General features: G+C 59.7%; 21 protein-coding genes and 1 tRNA gene. 6 read left to right on the plus strand and 16 right to left on the minus strand.

Translation table 11 applies throughout. The annotated features are described in order from the left end of the window. Positions 1-472: 472 nt before the first annotated feature. Entirely contained in the window at positions 473-775 is a 303-nt protein-coding gene (locus OYT13_RS22695; protein WP_268566976.1) for a hypothetical protein, read from the plus strand. A 276-nt stretch (positions 776-1,051) separates the two neighbouring features. After that, the gene (locus OYT13_RS22700; RefSeq protein WP_268566977.1) at positions 1,052-2,104 is read left to right on the plus strand and encodes a sensor domain-containing diguanylate cyclase; all 1,053 of its coding nucleotides are present in this window, start codon (positions 1,052-1,054) and stop codon (positions 2,102-2,104) included. A gap of 279 nt (positions 2,105-2,383) precedes the next feature. On the opposite strand, the gene OYT13_RS22705 is transcribed toward OYT13_RS22700, so the two are convergent. Genes OYT13_RS22705 through OYT13_RS22720 form a run of 4 tightly spaced genes read right to left on the minus strand, consistent with a single transcriptional unit; the run spans position 2,384 to position 4,399 of the window. Further along, positions 2,384-2,626, minus strand: coding sequence for a hypothetical protein (locus OYT13_RS22705; RefSeq protein ID WP_268566978.1), 243 nt, complete (start codon positions 2,624-2,626; stop codon positions 2,384-2,386). 32 nt (positions 2,627-2,658) lie between these two features. Beyond that, a complete protein-coding gene (locus OYT13_RS22710; protein WP_268567923.1) occupies positions 2,659-3,504 on the minus strand; it encodes an MBL fold metallo-hydrolase in 846 nt (281 codons plus the stop codon). Positions 3,505-3,522: 18 nt separating this feature from the next. Then, a complete protein-coding gene (locus OYT13_RS22715; RefSeq protein ID WP_268566979.1) occupies positions 3,523-3,849 on the minus strand; it encodes a hypothetical protein in 327 nt (108 codons plus the stop codon). Between the two features lie 7 nt (positions 3,850-3,856). After that, positions 3,857-4,399, minus strand: a complete 543-nt coding sequence (locus tag OYT13_RS22720; RefSeq protein ID WP_268567924.1) for a sugar ABC transporter — start codon at positions 4,397-4,399, stop codon at positions 3,857-3,859. A 162-nt stretch (positions 4,400-4,561) separates the two neighbouring features. Here OYT13_RS22720 and OYT13_RS22725 point away from each other — a divergent pair, with 162 nt between their 5' ends. Beyond that, positions 4,562-5,476: a LysR substrate-binding domain-containing protein gene (locus tag OYT13_RS22725; protein WP_268566980.1), complete on the plus strand. Its 915-nt coding sequence runs from the start codon at positions 4,562-4,564 to the stop codon at positions 5,474-5,476. Between the two features lie 586 nt (positions 5,477-6,062). Beyond that, positions 6,063-6,503, plus strand: a complete 441-nt coding sequence (locus OYT13_RS22730; RefSeq protein ID WP_268566981.1) for a hypothetical protein — start codon at positions 6,063-6,065, stop codon at positions 6,501-6,503. Positions 6,504-6,751: 248 nt separating this feature from the next. On the opposite strand, the gene OYT13_RS22735 is transcribed toward OYT13_RS22730, so the two are convergent. The 6 genes from OYT13_RS22735 to petA form a co-directional block, all read right to left on the minus strand. Further along, positions 6,752-6,827 (minus strand) — tRNA-Thr (locus OYT13_RS22735). A gap of 126 nt (positions 6,828-6,953) precedes the next feature. Further along, positions 6,954-7,412 (minus strand): ClpXP protease specificity-enhancing factor, encoded by a 459-nt coding sequence (locus OYT13_RS22740; RefSeq protein WP_268566982.1) that lies wholly within the window; start codon positions 7,410-7,412, stop codon positions 6,954-6,956. Between the two features lie 76 nt (positions 7,413-7,488). Next, positions 7,489-8,100, minus strand: coding sequence for a glutathione S-transferase N-terminal domain-containing protein (locus tag OYT13_RS22745; protein WP_023593906.1), 612 nt, complete (start codon positions 8,098-8,100; stop codon positions 7,489-7,491). Between the two features lie 83 nt (positions 8,101-8,183). Beyond that, positions 8,184-8,903, minus strand: a complete 720-nt coding sequence (locus tag OYT13_RS22750; RefSeq protein ID WP_026132066.1) for a cytochrome c1 — start codon at positions 8,901-8,903, stop codon at positions 8,184-8,186. Positions 8,904-8,934: 31 nt separating this feature from the next. Further along, positions 8,935-10,320 (minus strand): cytochrome b, encoded by a 1,386-nt coding sequence (locus tag OYT13_RS22755; protein WP_017234587.1) that lies wholly within the window; start codon positions 10,318-10,320, stop codon positions 8,935-8,937. Positions 10,321-10,322: 2 nt separating this feature from the next. Continuing rightward, on the minus strand, positions 10,323-10,937 hold the full coding sequence (gene petA, locus OYT13_RS22760) for a ubiquinol-cytochrome c reductase iron-sulfur subunit (RefSeq protein WP_130027380.1): 615 nt from the start codon (positions 10,935-10,937) through the stop codon (positions 10,323-10,325). A 417-nt stretch (positions 10,938-11,354) separates the two neighbouring features. On the opposite strand from petA, the gene mscL reads away from it, so the two are divergent. Next, positions 11,355-11,801: a large conductance mechanosensitive channel protein MscL gene (mscL, locus tag OYT13_RS22765; RefSeq protein ID WP_017234585.1), complete on the plus strand. Its 447-nt coding sequence runs from the start codon at positions 11,355-11,357 to the stop codon at positions 11,799-11,801. A gap of 45 nt (positions 11,802-11,846) precedes the next feature. On the opposite strand, the gene OYT13_RS22770 is transcribed toward mscL, so the two are convergent. Further along, positions 11,847-12,596 (minus strand): Nif3-like dinuclear metal center hexameric protein, encoded by a 750-nt coding sequence (locus OYT13_RS22770; protein ID WP_017234584.1) that lies wholly within the window; start codon positions 12,594-12,596, stop codon positions 11,847-11,849. A gap of 18 nt (positions 12,597-12,614) precedes the next feature. Between OYT13_RS22770 and OYT13_RS22775 the strand changes: the two genes are divergently transcribed. Continuing rightward, positions 12,615-13,859, plus strand: a complete 1,245-nt coding sequence (locus OYT13_RS22775) for a Do family serine endopeptidase (RefSeq protein ID WP_017234583.1) — start codon at positions 12,615-12,617, stop codon at positions 13,857-13,859. Positions 13,860-14,086: 227 nt separating this feature from the next. Here the strand turns inward: OYT13_RS22775 and tatC are convergent, their stop codons facing one another. The 5 genes from tatC to OYT13_RS22800 all read right to left on the minus strand — a co-directional run bounded on the left by tatC (position 14,087) and on the right by OYT13_RS22800 (position 16,876). Beyond that, the gene (gene tatC, locus OYT13_RS22780; RefSeq protein WP_017234582.1) at positions 14,087-14,878 is read right to left on the minus strand and encodes a twin-arginine translocase subunit TatC; all 792 of its coding nucleotides are present in this window, start codon (positions 14,876-14,878) and stop codon (positions 14,087-14,089) included. Positions 14,879-14,943: 65 nt separating this feature from the next. Next, the gene (gene tatB / locus OYT13_RS22785) at positions 14,944-15,486 is read right to left on the minus strand and encodes a Sec-independent protein translocase protein TatB (RefSeq protein ID WP_017234581.1); all 543 of its coding nucleotides are present in this window, start codon (positions 15,484-15,486) and stop codon (positions 14,944-14,946) included. A gap of 12 nt (positions 15,487-15,498) precedes the next feature. After that, a complete protein-coding gene (gene tatA, locus OYT13_RS22790) occupies positions 15,499-15,744 on the minus strand; it encodes a Sec-independent protein translocase subunit TatA (protein ID WP_017234580.1) in 246 nt (81 codons plus the stop codon). Between the two features lie 279 nt (positions 15,745-16,023). After that, positions 16,024-16,398, minus strand: a complete 375-nt coding sequence (locus OYT13_RS22795) for a histidine triad nucleotide-binding protein (RefSeq protein ID WP_017234579.1) — start codon at positions 16,396-16,398, stop codon at positions 16,024-16,026. Positions 16,399-16,453: 55 nt separating this feature from the next. Then, positions 16,454-16,876: a DUF4870 family protein gene (locus tag OYT13_RS22800; protein ID WP_017234578.1), complete on the minus strand. Its 423-nt coding sequence runs from the start codon at positions 16,874-16,876 to the stop codon at positions 16,454-16,456. Between the last annotated feature and the right edge of the window lie 34 nt (positions 16,877-16,910).

Here is a 16,910-nt window from a genome sequence, read left to right on the forward strand (position 1 = left end):
CTCGCACTTGACGTGGCAACAACCCGCCAGACGGAGATGCGCACGACTGGCGGCGAGGTCGATCTCGCCACGGTGGTTCGCGATTTTCAGGGCACACGCAAGGCGTTGGCGGCCCATCTGGGGTTGAGCGAGCGCACCCTGTATCGGCGCCTGAAAGCCGAAGGATTGGCGTGACACCGGCATTGCCCGCCGGTTACGCCGCGCGGGTTCGAATCGAACGCGACGTCCGGCTTCGCGGAGAAGCGGGAAACCGGCGGCGGGAGCGGGAAGCGGGAAGCGGCTAGGGAGTGACGCACTCGTGTTTTCAACCCGTCGTACGTCGCGAGCGTTTTTGTCGGTAGCCGATACGTTTCGAGTGTCGACACATCGGCGAAGTTATTCGGAAGTTACTGAAACTCAAGGCTCGATACTGCTGCGATGATGAGCTTGGCCGATAGCTCGGCTGAACCCGCGCACATCACAGGAGGCCTTGATGAGTACTTCAGAGAATGACAACGGAAAGGGCTGTGCAGATGCAGGAGATGACGGACGCGACATCCCGAAGTCGCTGGCACGTGAAGGACACGTCGTCTGGTTCTACGAACACAGGAAATACCTCGGCTTCGAGTGGGACGAGCTGGCAAGGGAAATCAAAAAGTCCCCGGTTGCCGATCCGGAGCACGCCATCTATTTCGACACCTTGGCACATGCCGTGGTCGCGTCGGACAAATTGATTAGCCCGAGTCTTATCCTCTACTCGCCGGGCAAAGGACTGCCGCCGAAAGTGAGGGGGTAGCTGTAGCGGAGGCCCGTCTGCGGCGGCGGGTCTCGCTTCTTCATGTCCAATTTCCCGACTACATGATGGGCGCCATATCCGCGCGCAACTCAAATTCGGGGCGACGTCGCACCGAATCGGCAGCAGCCCAGTTTGCCTCAACCTCGGCGACAATTGGAAACGTGCGGTTGTTGGCAACCGATGACTTGCGGGTCTGCAGGCGATCAATCTTCGCGCTGTGCTCAGGACCCTGCCGCACCTGCCGATAATGGATTTACAGGGTATTGGAAGACCACAATGAGTCACGAAGAAAAGGATTTAGCTCCGAGCTCGCTTCAAGCCGCATTCCTGCGCCACGAGGACAGCCTGGTATCGTCCGGACAGCAGCCCGGCGAGGACAACCCCGCGGTTTATCGCACGTTGCTCGAGTCAACCCGAGCGATCCCCTGGAAGATCGACTGGGCGACAATGCAGTTCACCTATATCGGCCCGCAGATTGAGAAACTGCTTGGCTACGCGCCGTCGACGTGGAAAACGGTCGAGGACTGGGCCTCGCGGATGCATCCGGAGGACCGTGAAGCGGTTGTTGAATTTTGCGTCGCACAGTCGCAAGCGGGCGCCGATCATGAGGCGGACTATCGCGCGCTGACTGCGGACGGCGGGTATGTGTGGATTCGCGACGTTGTCCACGTCGTGCGCAAAGCGAACGGTGACGTTGACGCGCTGATCGGCTTCATGTTCGACATCAGTGAACGTAAGCGCACCGAGGCCCGGCTCGCGGAACTCCAGCGCGAATTGGAGCGGCTCTCGTTGTCAGACAGTTTGACCGGGGTCGGCAACCGTCGCATGTTCGACACGATCATTGCCCGCGAATGGGCGAGCGCGGCGGCATCGGGCAACCCGCTTTCGCTCGTGATGGTCGACATCGATTTCTTCAAATCGTACAACGATTATTACGGTCATCTTCAAGGCGACGAATGTCTGAAACGCCTCGCGCGCGTGCTCGAAGAGGCAGTTGGGCCGAATGCGTTTCTGGGCAGGTTTGGCGGGGAAGAATTCATACTCGTGCTCGCCGACACGAATGCCGATGACGCCGTGCGTGTCGCGGAGCGTTGCCGCGCGCTGATCGCGGAGGAAGCCATCGCTCACCTGCGCTCCCCGCACGGTCAGCGAGTGACGGCAAGCTTCGGGGTAGCCACCGTCGTGCCGACCGGAGACATCGATATCACCGCGTTTATCAATCTGGCTGATGCGCAGCTCTATCAGGCAAAAGACCAGGGACGCAACCGAATTGCGGCGGTAGACCGAGCACGCATCGGCGGCGAAGGATACAAGCGGCAGTCGCGCTGATCCGCTGGATTGGGTGCGGCGGTTGTTTTGGCGTGGCGTTATTTGCTTCGCCGGGCTGATCCTCGCGACTGGGCGTCGTCGGGCGTCCCTGCGGCGCCCTGCACCCGGGGCGTTAGTGAGCCGCCTCAAGCGGCACATTGGCAGCGCGGGAACCATTGAAAACGTCAAAGGGCCACGTGATTTTCACGTGGCCCTTTGAATTTATTGGTGCGGCTGCAGGACTCGAACCCGCCACCTGATGATTACAAAGCCTCTGTAATAATCCGATCCATCAATCACTTAGGTCACTTCTGGCGTTTCCAAAACGTCGACATTCCATGCCCGAAAACCCACATCGGGCGGTGATACGCTATCGTTTTGGAAACGTCTGAAATCGGCCAGGAAGCGCCATTCGCCCATCTCGGCAGTTTGCCCTTTGAGCGGCAGCTTCAGCCTCGGGAACAGTCGCAAATTGCGGGTTGGACGAGCCAAGCTGTCGGACGGCACCCCGCGTGCTTCGTAAAGCGTCGTCCGTGCATCCACGACAGCGACTCACGGTCAACGGCCACCACTACTCACGCGTCGGTCTCGTAAAGCAGACCGTATTTCCCCATCGTTCGCTTTATCCGCGCGAAGCCGGCTTCACCCAGATGCATGCCGGCGATGAGAAGCCGCTCGGAGCTAACCTGGTCCAAAAGCCGGGATCGTGTGGTGGCGGCCAGTGAAGCATCTTGATCGAACGCGATCGATACGTCCGGCCGTGATATTTGAATGTGCGGAAAGTGAACCACATCGCCCCAAACCAGCAGACCCTTATCGCCGGATTCGAGGAGATAGCCGGTGTGCCCGTCGGTGTGCCCGGGTAGCGACATCGCACTGATACCGGGAAGCACGTCCCCGTCTTCGATGGTCCGGAGCCTCTCCTGGTAGCCGTCGAACACTCGGCGCGCGATGAGGAAGTTTCCGCGCGCCCGCTCGCTGGCACGCGCCAGATTGCCGTCGTCCTGCCAAAACTTCACCTCTTGCCTGTGAACGACAAGCTCCGCGTTCGGAAAGGCCGTTTCTCCAGCGGCATTCAGCAGTCCCCCGACGTGATCAGGATGGGCGTGAGTGAGCAGAATTGTGTCGATCGTGGACGGTTCGATGCCAGCTAGCGATAGATTGGGCCTCAGGCGGCCGCCCCATTGGTTTATCCCACCGGCGCCACTATCAATGAGCACAGTGCGGCCCGCTCCGCGCACCACATAGCAGTTGATATGCACGGCAGTGGGCTCCGTTTGTCCTGCATCGCACTGCATTCTGGCGGCCTCTGCGGCGTCGATATTCGAAAGGAAGTCGAAGCTAGCAGTGAGATGGCCATCGCTGATGGCGATAATCGTGAAGTCGCCGACTTGCTGACTCGGAAACGTAAGGGTAGACACCATGGTTCTCCAGACCGATCAATTTCGGGCGTAAATGTTCGACTCGGGGTAACCGAAACAACGGATGCGCGGCGTGAGACCCGTACGGCAGGCGATGGCGCTCTCGAGCGCATCCATGAACCGGTTCATTACCGTAGACGTTCGGAACATCTCAAGGCGGTATTGGACCTCCACGAACACGGGATGTCCGTGCCCATGCCGAACGTCCACATAGACGACGTGAACGTTTTCGAGTTCTGCTTCGAGGACATTCGTGCAGAGTTGGACACAGTCGTCGGACAGGTCGGCAAGATGTTCTTCGGACGGCTTTTTCCCCGCGTGAATGTAGAACGTGACGTTTGGCATCGCAGACCTATTCTTCCTGCGAGTCCGAAACCGTTCGAGCGCTCGTCAGTTGTTCTGTCATCGGCGCGTAAAGGTGAACGCCTTCAAGACCTTCGAAATAAAGGGCGTCGCTCAAACGCAGCTTCGCGAGCCATCGACGTTCCGGAAACTTCTCCAGCGCAATAGCTTGCATGGCCAGCGGGTCGAGGCCCATCTGGATCAGGGAGTCGGGGCCGCTTGCGCACAGCGCGAGCAGTTCGTCGGCGTTGACTGCCGGCGCCATGCCGATATCGCTGTAGAGATTTCGATGCCAGTCGGTGATGTGCTGCTGCCACCTTGCGAAATTACCGCCACCCTTGCAGCGATATTCGTCTCCGGTCAGAACGTCGAGACCGTCGATCGTGTGGACGGCCAGGTAGACAGGGCAACCATTGCTTATCGCCTTGAAGCGCTGCGACGTGTGAAAGCCGGTCACCGTGATAAGAGCGGGCAGTTTTTCGAGGCTATAGAAGTCGTTCCATTCTGCCTCGCTGTTGGGATCGGCGAAGCTGCATTCCACGGTATAGATCATCGGGTTGTCCCTTGAGACGGGAGCGCATCTCGCTGCGAGCGCCACCTTCATTGCAATTAAGTAATGCTAATCTGGTATTTTCCCTGTAGAAATCGAAATAAACTCAACCCTCAGTGACATTTGCACAAGTTCATGTCCACCTAACACCTCGACCAAATTCGAATGCGACGCAAGATCCCAAGCAACTCCGCGCTTCTGGCCTTTGAGGCTGCGGCGCGACACGGAAGCTTCGCCCGAGCCGCCGAGGAGTTGGCCCTCACCGAAGGCGCCATCAGTCGCCAGATTGGTCGGTTGGAGGCGTTTTTGGGTGTTGCACTATTCGAGCGAGTCGGGAATCGGGTGCGGCTTGCACCAAACGGCGCGCGATACGCAGTGCAGGTTCGTGAGAGTCTGGATCGGCTGGAGCGGGACAGCCTGTATCTGATGGGGCAGCCCATCGAGGGCGCGAGTATTGATATAGCAGCAATTCCGACGTTCGCTACGCGTTGGCTCATCCAGCGGCTAAAGCGATTTCAGGATAGGCACCCGAACATTACCGTGCATATTGCAGAACGGATGGATCCCTTCCTTCTTGCAGGTAGCGGTTTCGACGCGGCAATTCATTTCGAGCATCCAGCATGGGCGGGTATGCACCTGCATCACCTGCTCAAGGAGGTGCTAGTGCCCGTCTGCAGTCCGGCGCTTCTCGAAGACGCCGGCGCGAAGACGTCGCTGGATGAGCTTCCACGCCTTCACAGGCGGCAAAATCCGGACGCCTGGCAGCTCTATGCCCAAGAGTCAGGCATTGTGCTTACCAATTCGGCGGTCGGTGCTCGTTACGATCTCCATTCAATGCTGATTGAGGCGGCGCTAGCGGGCTTGGGCGTGGCATTGGTGCCGCGGCTTTACGTCCGAACCGAGCTTGAGCAAGGCCGTTTGGTTGCGCCCTGGCCGGAGGGTAAGGGGGTTGCCAAAAACTTCTGCCTCGTTCTTCCCGAGCCAATCGAATTGAGTGTGGGACCACTGCAGGCATTTGCGACATGGATTATCGACGAAGCCCGAGGCGTAGCGCTTCCGGGCGGCACCCGAAGCTCATGACATCGCGAAATTCCCAGGGCCTCCTCCTCACGAACGGCCGTTGTGTCATGCAAGCGGCCAAATGGATCGGGTTAGCGCCGAGGGCTGCTTCGGGGTCGGAATCGGCCTCTCACGAACTGCTCAATCGCGCTCAGTAAGCCTCAAAAGTTGTCCTTCTGAGGCAAATGTCGAACGGAGCACATAACGTTCAGCAATGCGGAATTGGAAACGCGAAGGGGCTACGTGATAACCACGTAACCCCTTGTTTTATATGGTGCCGGCTGCAGGACTCGAACCCGCCACCTGATGATTACAAAGCCTCTGTAATAATCCAATCTATCAATCACTTAGGTCACTTCCGGCGATTCCAAAACGTCGACATTCCATGCCCGAAAACCCACATCAGGCGGTGATACGCTATCGTTTTGGAAACGTCTGAAATCGGCCAGGAAGGGACGTTCGGTGGTGCGCTTGCGCACTACAACATCTTGCGGTTCTCCCTTGGCGCTCAGTAGTATCGGTTGGCACCTTGCCCGAATACTAAACTTGGTTTACGGAAATCGACATCTGGGGCGGCAAAATGACGAGTCAACCGGAAAGCAGCGGAATGTCACCAGAAGAGGAATTTGCGAATTCCTTCTACTATTTTGTGAAAGCGCTAAAAATCTTGGCTGCGGACGCAGACTCGCAGTGTGACCTAATGGGTAACTATAACGTGGCGTGGGAACTCAAGGATGACGTCTCGGCAGGCTTATGTATGTTGACGCTTCCGAGCGGCGAACTAACCAAACAGCAGCAGGATGGCATTGTCGGGATTGTCACTGCACTGGACGAAATTCCGGATTCGGTGTTGGAAGGAGGAACAACCGCGGCAGTCAATAAGCGTGCGATGCATCACCCATGTTGGATTCCATTGCGTACACGTGCAGCCGAACTTCTAACCTTGCTTAGCAGCGCGACCAGTCGAAACGAAGCGTTTTTTTCCAGCATGGCACACTCGTACCAGACCAAGCTCAATAAGGAAAACCTGCCGCCGGACCGCAGGTGAGCCTCGGGTAATCACTCTTTAGCCGAACCGCGCGTGGACGTTTGGTTTCCGTCGAACGACTGCTTTTCGCAACGCTTACAGTCTGTTGAGGGTCGGAATCGGCCTCTCACGAACAGCTCAATCGCGCTCAGTAAGCCTCAAAAGTTGTCCTTCTGAGTCAAATGTCGAACGGAGCACATAACGTTCAGCAATGCGGAATTGGAAACGCGAAGGGGCTACGTGATAACCACGTAACCCCTTGTTTTATATGGTGCCGGCTGCAGGACTCGAACCCGCCACCTGATGATTACAAATCAACTGCTCTACCAGATGAGCTAAGCCGGCGAAGTCGCGTATTGTAACCGATTCATCGGTTACTGACGACCCCCTGTCAGGGCAAAATCATCCGGCGACGCAGGCCTTTGGGGCAATGCGCACAAAGCGCCCACCCCGCTCACCTGCGCTCTCGAATTACTTCACCACCTTCAGGCGAGCCCGTCCGGCGTTGCCGCCCGCCGCGCCATTGCCACCTGGGCGCGTCGGATCCGAATCGTCGTCGCTCGCGGCCTGCACCGACGGCACCGCTTCCAACTCGGCACCCTCTTCCGCAGACGCCTGCTTGTCGACCGGGAACGCCATCCCCTGGCCATTCTCGCGAGCATATATCGCCAGCACGTTCGGCACCTGCACTTCCACTTTCTGTGAAATGCCGCCGAAACGGGCGCTGAATTCAATCCAGTCGTTGCCCATCTGCAATCCGCTCGTGGCATCGAAGCTGATGTTCAGCACGATCTCGCCATCTTTCACAAACTCGCGCGGTACTCGCGTCCTGGCATCGACATGCACGGCCAAATACGGTGTGTACCCGTTGTCGGTACACCACTCGTACAGCGCGCGCAAAAGGTAAGGCTTGGTAGACGTTTCAGGCATATGACCAACTTATCCCGCCGCGAAACCCGCCCACCGCACTCTGCAGGCCAGCCTCGCCAGCGGTTCAATCAACGCATCAGCGACGCATGACCTTTTCGGACGGCGTCAGCGCTTCAATGTAGGCCGGACGGCTGAAAATCCGCTCGGCATACTTCATCAACGGCGCGGCATTCTTCGACAACTCGATGCCATAGTGATCCAGACGCCACAACAACGGCGCAATCGCCACGTCGAGCATCGAGAACTCCTCGCCCAACATGTACTTGTTCTTCACGAAGATCGGCGCAAGCTGCGTCAAACGATCGCGAATCGACGCACGCGCCTTCTCATGCGTCTTCTCCGCCGCCTTGCCCTTTTCGTTCTCGAGCGCGCTCACATGCACGAACAGCTCTTTCTCGAAATTGAACAGGAACAAACGCGCACGCGCACGCTGCACCGGATCGGCCGGCATCAACTGCGGATGCGGGAATCGTTCGTCAATGTACTCATTGATGATGTTCGATTCGTACAGAATCAAGTCGCGTTCAACAAGAATCGGCACCTGACCGTACGGATTCATCACCGCAATGTCTTCCGGCTTGTTGAACAGGTCGACGTCACGGATTTCGAAATCCATGCCTTTTTCGAACAGAACCAGCCGGCAACGCTGGGAGAAGGGGCACGTAGTGCCCGAGTACAAAACCATCATAGCGCGTCTTCCTTAAAAACCAACGGGGCCGGGGCGGGAAATCGACGCTCCCCATACCCTGGCCCCGTCGTACAGACGTTATTTTACTTCACGTCCTTCCAATAGGCCGCATTCAGGCGCCAGGCAAGTACCGTAAAGAGTCCCAAGAACAACAAAACCCAGACACCCAACTGCCGGCGTGTGCGTTGCGCCGGTTCCGACATCCAATCCAGATAAGATACCAGATCAGCCACGGCAGCATCGAATTCCACCGGTTTCATCGTCCCCTGCGTAATCTGCACGAACTGGGCCGGACCATGCTCCGCCCCCTCCCCATGCTTCAATCCCCGCTGTCCCTGCAACTGCCAAAGCGGGTTTGGCATGCCCACATTCGGGAACACCAGGTTGTTCCACCCCGTCGGCCGCGCATCGTCTCGATAGAACGTACGCAAGTAGGTATACAGCCAGTCCGTCCCCCGCGCCCGGGCCTCGACCGACAGATCCGGCGGCGGTGCACCAAACCACTCCTTGGCATCCGCCGCACGCATGGCCACGGTCATCGTGTCGCCAATCTTGTCCGTCGTGAAAAGCAGATTGTTCTTGATCTCTGCATCCGACAATCCCAGATCCTTCAGGCGCGAATACCGCATCGACGCCGCCGAATGGCAGTTCAGGCAGTAGTTCACGAACAGCTTCGCGCCTCGCTGCAGCGAGGCCAGGTCGTCGATCCGATTGGGCGCCGTATCCAGCGCCATACTTTCTTCAGCCAAGACCGGCGCCGCGAAACCACTCAGGAGCGCCAGGACAAGCAACAGTTTTCTCATCGTGATATCCCTAGTCGTCGTTGGCGTGCGCTCAATGCGCCGCGAAGGTCACGCGATCCGGCACCGGCTTGAACGTGCCGCGTTTGCTCCACAGCGGCATCAGCCAGAAGAATCCGAAGTAGTACAGCGCGCCGACCTGCGAAATCGCGGTCTTCATGGGCGTCGGTTCCTGAATGCCCAAATACCCCAGCACCGCAAAAACAACGACGAGAATACCCAACAACACTTTGTGGAATCCCGGACGGTAACGAATCGACTTCACCGGGCTATGGTCCAGCCACGGCAGGAAGAACAGCGTGACCACCGCGCCGCCCATCACCACCACGCCCCAGAACTTGGCCTCGGTCAGATACATCGCCAGCAGCAGCAACACGACACCGCCAGACGCCGCCACCTTCGTGGTCGCGGCCGCTTTGCCCTTGACCCACCAGATCGCCGTAACGATCACCGCCAGCCCCATCAACAAATGCTTGAAGTCGTCGGTCGTGGCGCGCAGCATCGAGTAGAACGGCGTGAAATACCACACCGGCGCAATGTGCGGCGGCGTTTTGAGCGAGTCGGACGGAATGAAGTTGTTCGCTTCCAGGAAGTAACCGCCCATCGTCGGCGCAAAGAACACAATCGCCGAGAACACCATCAGGAACACGCCCACCCCCATGATGTCGTGCACCGTGTAATACGGATGGAACGGAATGCCATCGAGCGGCCGGCCGTTGGCGTCTTTTTTGTCCTTGATCTCGATGCCGTCAGGGTTGTTGGACCCGACTTCGTGCAACGCGATGATGTGCGCGACGATCAACCCGATGAGCACCAGCGGAACGGCGATCACGTGGAACGCAAAGAAGCGGTTGAGCGTGGCATCCGATACCACGTAGTCGCCGCGAATCCACAGCGACAGGTCCGGACCGATGAACGGAATCGCCGAGAACAGGTTCACGATCACCTGCGCGCCCCAGTATGACATCTGCCCCCACGGCAGCAGATAGCCCATGAACGCTTCAGCCATCAGGCACAGAAAGATCAAGCATCCGAACACCCACACCAGCTCACGCGGCTTGCGGTAGGAACCGTACAACAGCCCGCGGAACATGTGCAGATACACCACGACGAAGAACATCGATGCGCCCGTCGAGTGCATATAGCGAATGAGCCAGCCCCACGGCACTTCGCGCATGATGTACTCGACCGACGCGAACGCGAGATTGGCGTCGGGCTTGTAGTTCATCACCAGAAAAATACCGGTGAGAATCTGAATCACCAGCACCAGCATGGCCAGCGATCCGAAGAAATACCAGAAGTTGAAATTCTTGGGCGCGTAATACTCGGACGCGTGCTCCCTCCAGAGCTGGCTGAGCGGAAACCGGCGATCGATCCAGCCCAGCAAGCCCGTCGTGTCGACCTGTTTGTCGGCGGCCATGATTACGCTTCTCCTTTTTCGTCTTTACCGATCACGAGCTTGGTGTCGTTCACGAACATGAACCGGGGAACGTCGAGATTCTTTGGCGCCGGCTTGTTCTTGAAGACACGGCCAGACATATCGTAGGTCGACCCGTGGCACGGGCACAGGAAACCCGGATCGGGGCCCAGCGCGGCGTTGGCGTTCGCCTGGTAAGGGCCGGAAGGGATGCAACCGAGGTGAGTGCAGATGCCGACGACCACGAGCAGATCCTTGTGCTCGACACGCGCGCGGAACGCGTTCTTGCAATAGTCGGGCATCGGGTAGGAAAACGTTTCCTTGGAGTCCGGATCGGCCAACTCCGCCGTCACTTTGGACAGCGAAGCCATCTCGTCAGGCGTGCGACGCACGATCCACACGGGCAAGCCGCGCCAAGCCACGGTCATCTTGTCGCCTGGCTTGAGATTGCTGATGTCTGCCTCGACGGGCGCCCCGCCTGCCTTGGCGCGCTCCGAGGGTTCGAGCGAACTGACAAAGGGAACCAACGTTGCAACGCCGCCCACGCCTCCCGCTACGGACGTTGCAATCAACAGATTCCGACGGCTACTGTCGACGGCCTTTTCTTGATTGTCACTCATCACAAGCCCCACACGGTTGAATTGGTATTTCCGTCAACCTTAAATCATACGCGAGCGTGAATGCCTGAAACAACGGCAAAACGCCCCAGCCTCCTAGTGGTTTTCGCGTATTTTCAAAGGATTAACGTACCCTGCGGGTGGCCAGCGCTCACCCGGGGTTTCGCTTCTGGGATGCTGCACGAGAACCGTCATGATCGCCGCTTTCGTTGACGCGTGCACGACATTTAGTCATCATTTTCCCTGTCTCGTCCCGGTGACATCGTGCGCGGCCTGTGGCATTCGCGTGACATTATTTGACGCGACCCCCGCCGCAGCCGTGCGGCCCGCATGGAATTACCGGTCAATCAATGCCAGTTCATGAGTCCCGGTGTAGCGCGATGCTCCTCCGGGTCACGCAACATAACAGGGAGAAATGGCATGAGCTTCATGTCGGAATTCAAGGAATTTGCCGTCAAGGGCAATGTGATCGATCTGGCCGTCGGCGTGATCATCGGCGGGGCCTTCGGCAAGATCGTTGATTCGGTCGTCAAAGACTTGATCATGCCGATCGTGGGTGCAATCTTCGGTGGCCTAGATTTCTCGAGCAAGTTCATTCTGCTTGGCACCATCCCGCCCGACTTCAAGGGCAACCCGACGTCCTACGCCGATCTGACCAAAGCCGGTGTGGCCGTCTTCGGTTACGGCAACTTCATCACCGTCGCCCTGAACTTCCTGATCCTGGCCGTGATCATTTTCCTGATGGTCAAGCAGATCAACCGGCTCAAGCGTCCGGAGGCGGAAGCCCCGGCAGCCCCCGCGCCCACACCGGAAGACATCGTTCTGCTGCGCGAAATCCGCGACAGCCTCAAGAAGCAGAACGGGTAAAGCTGCGCAGGGCGGCCTCGTACCGCCCCCGAAAAGCGCCTCAGGTCAAGCCGGGTTCGGCATATCGAAGAATCGATGCGTGAGCCCGAACCGGGCTGCGACATGCTCGCCAATGGCCTTCGCGCCGCCACGCTCGGTCGCATGATGGCCCGCCGCCAGATAACCCACGCCGCTCTCGAGCGCGAGATGCTGGGTAGGCTCGGAGACTTCGCCGCTGATATACACATCCGCGCCCGCCCCGATGGCAGCCTCGAAGAAGCCCTGCGCGCCGCCGGTGCACCACGCAACACGGCGCACCTCGCGATTCGGGTCCCCCAACAACAGCGGCGCGCGCCCCAGCCTTGCTTCAACGTGGGCCGCAAGCGCCGCCAATGTCGTCGGCGCGGCGGGTGCGCCAAGCCATCCAAGCTGATCCGGGCCAAAACGGCCGCCGTCGTCGGAGAAGCCCAGCAACTTGCCGAGTTGCGCGTTGTTGCCCAGTTCGGGATGGGCATCGAGAGGCAGGTGGTAGGCGAACAGGTTGATGTCGTGACCGATCAACACCCCCAAACGACGTCGCTTCATCCCGGTAATTCGGGCATCTTCGCTCTTCCAGAAGTAACCATGGTGAACGAGGACGGCATCGGCGCCCCAGTCGCGGGCGGCTTCGAGAAAAGCCAGGCTGGCGGTCACGCCGCTGGCGATTTTCTGAATCTCGCCGCGCCCTTCGACCTGTAGGCCATTCGGGCAGTAATCGCGAAATTGCGCGATTTGCAGGGTATCGTTCAGATACAATTCGAGTTCAACACGATTCATATAAGGTCTCGCTCTTTCATGCTCAGACGCTTCTGGCTACTGTTCGCGCAAGCGGTCACCGTGCTGCTTGCGTTGCTCTTCATCGTCGCCACCCTCAAGCCTCAGTGGCTACAACGCCAGGGTTCGTTCGGCAAGCAACTGGCCAATCCCATCATCGCCCTGCAGGAAGTCGCGCCGAGTCTGTCCGAGAAGCCGTCGACCGGCTCGTACGCCGATGGCGCACAAAAGGCGATGCCTGCGGTCGTCAGCATTTTTTCCAGCAAGGAACAAAAGCAGAATCGCGATCCGCGCCTCGATGATCCGTTGTTCCGGTATTTCTTTGGCGACGGCGGCGGCACAATGCGGCAAGACCCGGTCTCGAGCCTCGGCTCGGGCGTGATTGTGAGCAGCGAAGGCTATATTCTCACGAATCATCACGTGGTGGACGGGGCCGACGAGATCGAAGTCGCCCTTGCCGACGGCCGCAAGGCCCGCGCCAAGCTGGTCGGCAGCGACCCCGAAACCGACCTCGCGGTGCTCAAGATCACGCTCGACAACCTCCCCGCCATCACGCTGGGCCGCATGGAACAGGTGCGCGTGGGTGACGTGGTCCTCGCCATCGGCAACCCGTTCGGCGTCGGCCAGACGGTTACGATGGGCATCATCAGCGCGCTGGGGCGCAATCACCTCGATATCAGCACGTTCGAGAACTTCATCCAGACGGACGCCGCCATCAACCCCGGCAATTCGGGCGGCGCGCTGGTCGACGTCAACGGCAACCTGCTCGGCATCAACACGGCGATCTACTCGCGTAGCGGCGGCAACATGGGCATCGGCTTCGCGATTCCCGTGTCGACGGCGCGCTCGGTGCTCGAGAGCATCATCACCACCGGTTCAGTCACGCGCGGCTGGGTCGGGGTCGAGCCGCAGGACATCACCTCGGATATCGCCGAGTCGTTTGGCCTGCAGCAGGATTCGGGCGTCATCATCGCCGGCGTCGTGCAGGGTGGCCCCGCCGACAAGGCCGGCGTCCAGCCGGGCGACATCCTGACAAAGGTGAACGACGCATCGATTCGCGACACCACCGAACTGCTCAACGTCATCGCCCAGATCAAGCCGGGCACGCAGGCCAAGCTGAACGTCACGCGCAAGAAGAAAGCGATGGATCTTACCGTGACGATCGGCAAGCGCCCGCCGCCGCCCAAGCGACCGGCGCAGGACGGTGCGGACGGTGGAGACGGTACCGACGGCGGCGATGGCACCGACGGGAACAGCGCCGACTGAGGGCATCGGACCGCCCGGAAGGACACAACGGCTGCGCCTGGGCGCGGCCGTTTTCATTTGCGTCGCCGCGACGGGCTTCGCCCATTGTCACGCCTGCCCTCGTGCATCTTCGGCCCTCGCCTGCGGCGATCGCCTACAAAAAAAGCACGGGCCATGAGACCCGTGCTTTTCTGTATCGGCATTATCGATGTCGCGAGCCGACTGTGCCGCGGCAAGCCACGCCAAGGTTACGGCGTCGCTTCGCCGTTCCCCTCGCTGCCTTCGTCTTGCCGATGGCCCTGTTTGACGAACAGCCGCGCCGCGATCAAGCCCAACTCATAAAGGATACAGAGCGGGATCGCCAACATCAGTTGCGAGAGCATGTCCGGCGGCGTCACGACGGCAGCCAGCACAAAGGCACCCACCACCACGTACGGCCGAATCTGCTTGAGCTTCTCGATGCTCACCACGCCCATGCGCGCGAGCACCACGACGACCACCGGCACTTCGAAGGTCACCCCGAAGCATAGGAACATCGTGAGCACAAAACTCAGGTAATTGTCGATATCGGTGTTCATCTCCGCACCCAATGGCGCGTTGTAATGCGCCATGAAGTGGAACACGGTCGGGAACACCAGGAAGTAGGCGAACGACATGCCCAGCAGGAACAGCGTGTAGCTGCTCACGACCAACGGCATCACCAGCTTCTTCTCGTGCTGATACAACCCTGGCGCCACGAACGCCCAGGCCTGGTACAACACCACGGGCAGCGCAATGACGAACGCCACCATCATCGTGACCTTCATCGGCACGAAGAACGAGCCGGTAATATCGGTGACGATCATCTTGCCGCCCGCGGGCAGCGATTGCATCAGCGGGCGAGAGAGCAGGCGGAAGATGTCCGGTGCCCAGTAGACCAGCGAGAGGAACGCCACGATCACCGCCGCGCCCGCGCGAATGATGCGATTGCGCAGCTCGATCAGATGCGAGATGAAGGTCTCTTCGGAGCCCCCGTCGGGGATTTGCTTGTCGTCGCTCACGTCGACTTATCCAGGAATGAAGCCGGCACAGTGCCAGATGGCGGGAAGTTCGGTGCGCAAGCGCCTCAGAAGAACTTGACGGGCCGGCGCAGCTTGGCCGGTGTGTGACGCGCCACACGCGCCGCCCCCGACTGCACCTGCGTGCGCGTGGCGCTGGCCTGCTTGAACCAGATCGGCGTAGCAGTCCGGCGTACGCGCCAGTTGCGGCGCTTGGTCGACGCGCGGATACCGGACGTCACGACGGGTTCGGAAAGGTAGCTGTCGGAATACCCGGTCGCCGCATCCGTACCGCCGCCGGCGATCTCGCCGGACGACGTGCCCGTGGCACTCGCCCAGGCGTCGTTGAGCGACGCCTCTTGCTCGTGCAGTTGCTTCTGAATGGTGTTCTGGGCGCTGCGGGCCGCGTCCTCGAACTGCGTGCGCATATTGCGCAACTCGTCGAGTTCCATTTCGCGGCTCACCTCAGCCTTCACATCGTTGATATAGCGCTGTGCGCGGCCAAAGAGCGCGCCCGCCGTGCGCGCCACTTTAGGCAAGCGCTCGGGCCCGATCACGACCAGCGCAACAACGCCGATCAACATCAGTTTGGAAAGACCGAGATCGATCATGTCGACGCCGGCTTAGCCTTGCTTGCGATCGCTCGTGTCCTTGGCCTGCACGTCGATCGTGGTCGAGTCGCGCAGTTCCTTGGCAGTCGCCGGGTCATCCTTGGCGGCCGGGGCACCTTCGCCCTCCTTCATGCCGTCCTTGAACCCCTTGACGGCGCCTCCCAGATCGGTGCCGATGTTGCGCAACTTCTTGGTACCGAAAACCATCATCACGATCACCAGCACGATCAGCCAGTGCCAAATACTCAACGAACCCATGACCACTCTCCTTGCGTTTCCCCACCCCTGCCGCGTCGCGACGGGATCTTGTCGTGCACGGTTGCCCCGGCGTGACAGCCAGGAACAAGCGCTCCATGTTTGCCGCCGTGCCCGCAGCAACGTGCCCCATTGTGGCACATTGCGCGGCACGCCCTGCATCGTAACCGGGTCGGACACCGGGTAGAAATAAATGTTTCGTGAAACCGTCGTCGATGCGGAACACTTGCACGCTCCGACAGCACTATGCGGCAACGCGTCGCGTCATGCCGCCGGCGACACTCACATGCGCTTCCACGGCCGCGGTCCGGCCAGAATGTGCATATGAAGATGATAAACCTCCTGGCCGCCACCCGGTCCGGTGTTCATCACAACGCGGAATCCGTTGCCTTCGATGTTCGACGCATCGCCGTCGAAACGATAGCCTTGCTCGGCGGCCAGCTTCGGCGCGAGCAGCATCATCTTGCCCAACAGCGCCTGATCTTCCGGCTGGCAGTCCTGCAATGTGGCGATGTGCTTGCGCGGCACCATGAGCAGGTGCAGGTCGGCCGCCGGATTGATGTCTTTGAACACCACGACATCGTCGTCGGCATGGACCTGCGCGCTCGGGATCTGCCCGGCAATAATCTTGCAGAAGATACAGTTGTCGTGCGTCATGCGTGTGTCTTCCTCTCGAATGCTTGTAGGGAGCTTAGGTGCCGCCCGGTATCGTTCAGGCGCGCGCGGCGTACATGGGCTTGTTGTCGTTCAGGTAGAGCCAGCCCTTGACGATCCGATACAGCGCCCAAATGCCCAGCACCCAGAGAATCGCGAAGCCGACCATCACGATGGCAAGCGCCACGCCGAGTACCCCCCAGACCACCGACCACCAGAACGTGCGGATCTGCCACGTGAAATGCGAGGCGTAGAGCGTGCCGGCGGCGTCATCGCGCTTGATGTAGTTGATGATGATCGCGACGATGGCGGTCACGCCGCCCGTGAGCCAGAACAGCGCATAGAGCGCATAAAGCACGTGCGTGAGCTTGCGCAACGCGCGCTCCTGCTCGGCGCTCGGCGCATTCGGGGGTGTCGCGAGGTAAGGATTGCCGGGGCTGCCGGGCGATCCGGTCGCGCCCGGGGGCTGCGAATCGTTCATGAAGCGTCTCCTCGCGTGAGCCAGCGCGGCATAT

Source organism: Pandoraea sp. XJJ-1 (genome assembly GCF_026802345.1).
GTDB classification, from domain to species: Bacteria; Pseudomonadota; Gammaproteobacteria; order Burkholderiales; family Burkholderiaceae; genus Pandoraea; species Pandoraea cepalis.

Bases quoted from the DNA above. Each gene is read 5' to 3' on its own strand.
- OYT13_RS22695 (WP_268566976.1), top strand. From the start codon at position 473: ATGAGTACTTCAGAGAATGACAACGGAAAGGGCTGTGCAGATGCAGGA.
- OYT13_RS22700 (WP_268566977.1), top strand. From the start codon at position 1,052: ATGAGTCACGAAGAAAAGGATTTAGCTCCGAGCTCGCTTCAAGCCGCA.
- OYT13_RS22715 (WP_268566979.1), bottom strand. From the start codon at position 3,849: ATGCCAAACGTCACGTTCTACATTCACGCGGGGAAAAAGCCGTCCGAA.
- OYT13_RS22720 (WP_268567924.1), bottom strand. From the start codon at position 4,399: ATGATCTATACCGTGGAATGCAGCTTCGCCGATCCCAACAGCGAGGCA.
- OYT13_RS22725 (WP_268566980.1), top strand. From the start codon at position 4,562: ATGCGACGCAAGATCCCAAGCAACTCCGCGCTTCTGGCCTTTGAGGCT.
- OYT13_RS22730 (WP_268566981.1), top strand. From the start codon at position 6,063: ATGTCACCAGAAGAGGAATTTGCGAATTCCTTCTACTATTTTGTGAAA.
- OYT13_RS22740 (WP_268566982.1), bottom strand. From the start codon at position 7,412: ATGCCTGAAACGTCTACCAAGCCTTACCTTTTGCGCGCGCTGTACGAG.
- OYT13_RS22745 (WP_023593906.1), bottom strand. From the start codon at position 8,100: ATGATGGTTTTGTACTCGGGCACTACGTGCCCCTTCTCCCAGCGTTGC.
- OYT13_RS22750 (WP_026132066.1), bottom strand. From the start codon at position 8,903: ATGAGAAAACTGTTGCTTGTCCTGGCGCTCCTGAGTGGTTTCGCGGCG.
- OYT13_RS22755 (WP_017234587.1), bottom strand. From the start codon at position 10,320: ATGGCCGCCGACAAACAGGTCGACACGACGGGCTTGCTGGGCTGGATC.
- petA (WP_130027380.1), bottom strand. From the start codon at position 10,937: ATGAGTGACAATCAAGAAAAGGCCGTCGACAGTAGCCGTCGGAATCTG.
- mscL (WP_017234585.1), top strand. From the start codon at position 11,355: ATGAGCTTCATGTCGGAATTCAAGGAATTTGCCGTCAAGGGCAATGTG.
- OYT13_RS22770 (WP_017234584.1), bottom strand. From the start codon at position 12,596: ATGAATCGTGTTGAACTCGAATTGTATCTGAACGATACCCTGCAAATC.
- OYT13_RS22775 (WP_017234583.1), top strand. From the start codon at position 12,615: ATGCTCAGACGCTTCTGGCTACTGTTCGCGCAAGCGGTCACCGTGCTG.
- tatB (WP_017234581.1), bottom strand. From the start codon at position 15,486: ATGATCGATCTCGGTCTTTCCAAACTGATGTTGATCGGCGTTGTTGCG.
- tatA (WP_017234580.1), bottom strand. From the start codon at position 15,744: ATGGGTTCGTTGAGTATTTGGCACTGGCTGATCGTGCTGGTGATCGTG.
- OYT13_RS22795 (WP_017234579.1), bottom strand. From the start codon at position 16,398: ATGACGCACGACAACTGTATCTTCTGCAAGATTATTGCCGGGCAGATC.
- OYT13_RS22800 (WP_017234578.1), bottom strand. From the start codon at position 16,876: ATGAACGATTCGCAGCCCCCGGGCGCGACCGGATCGCCCGGCAGCCCC.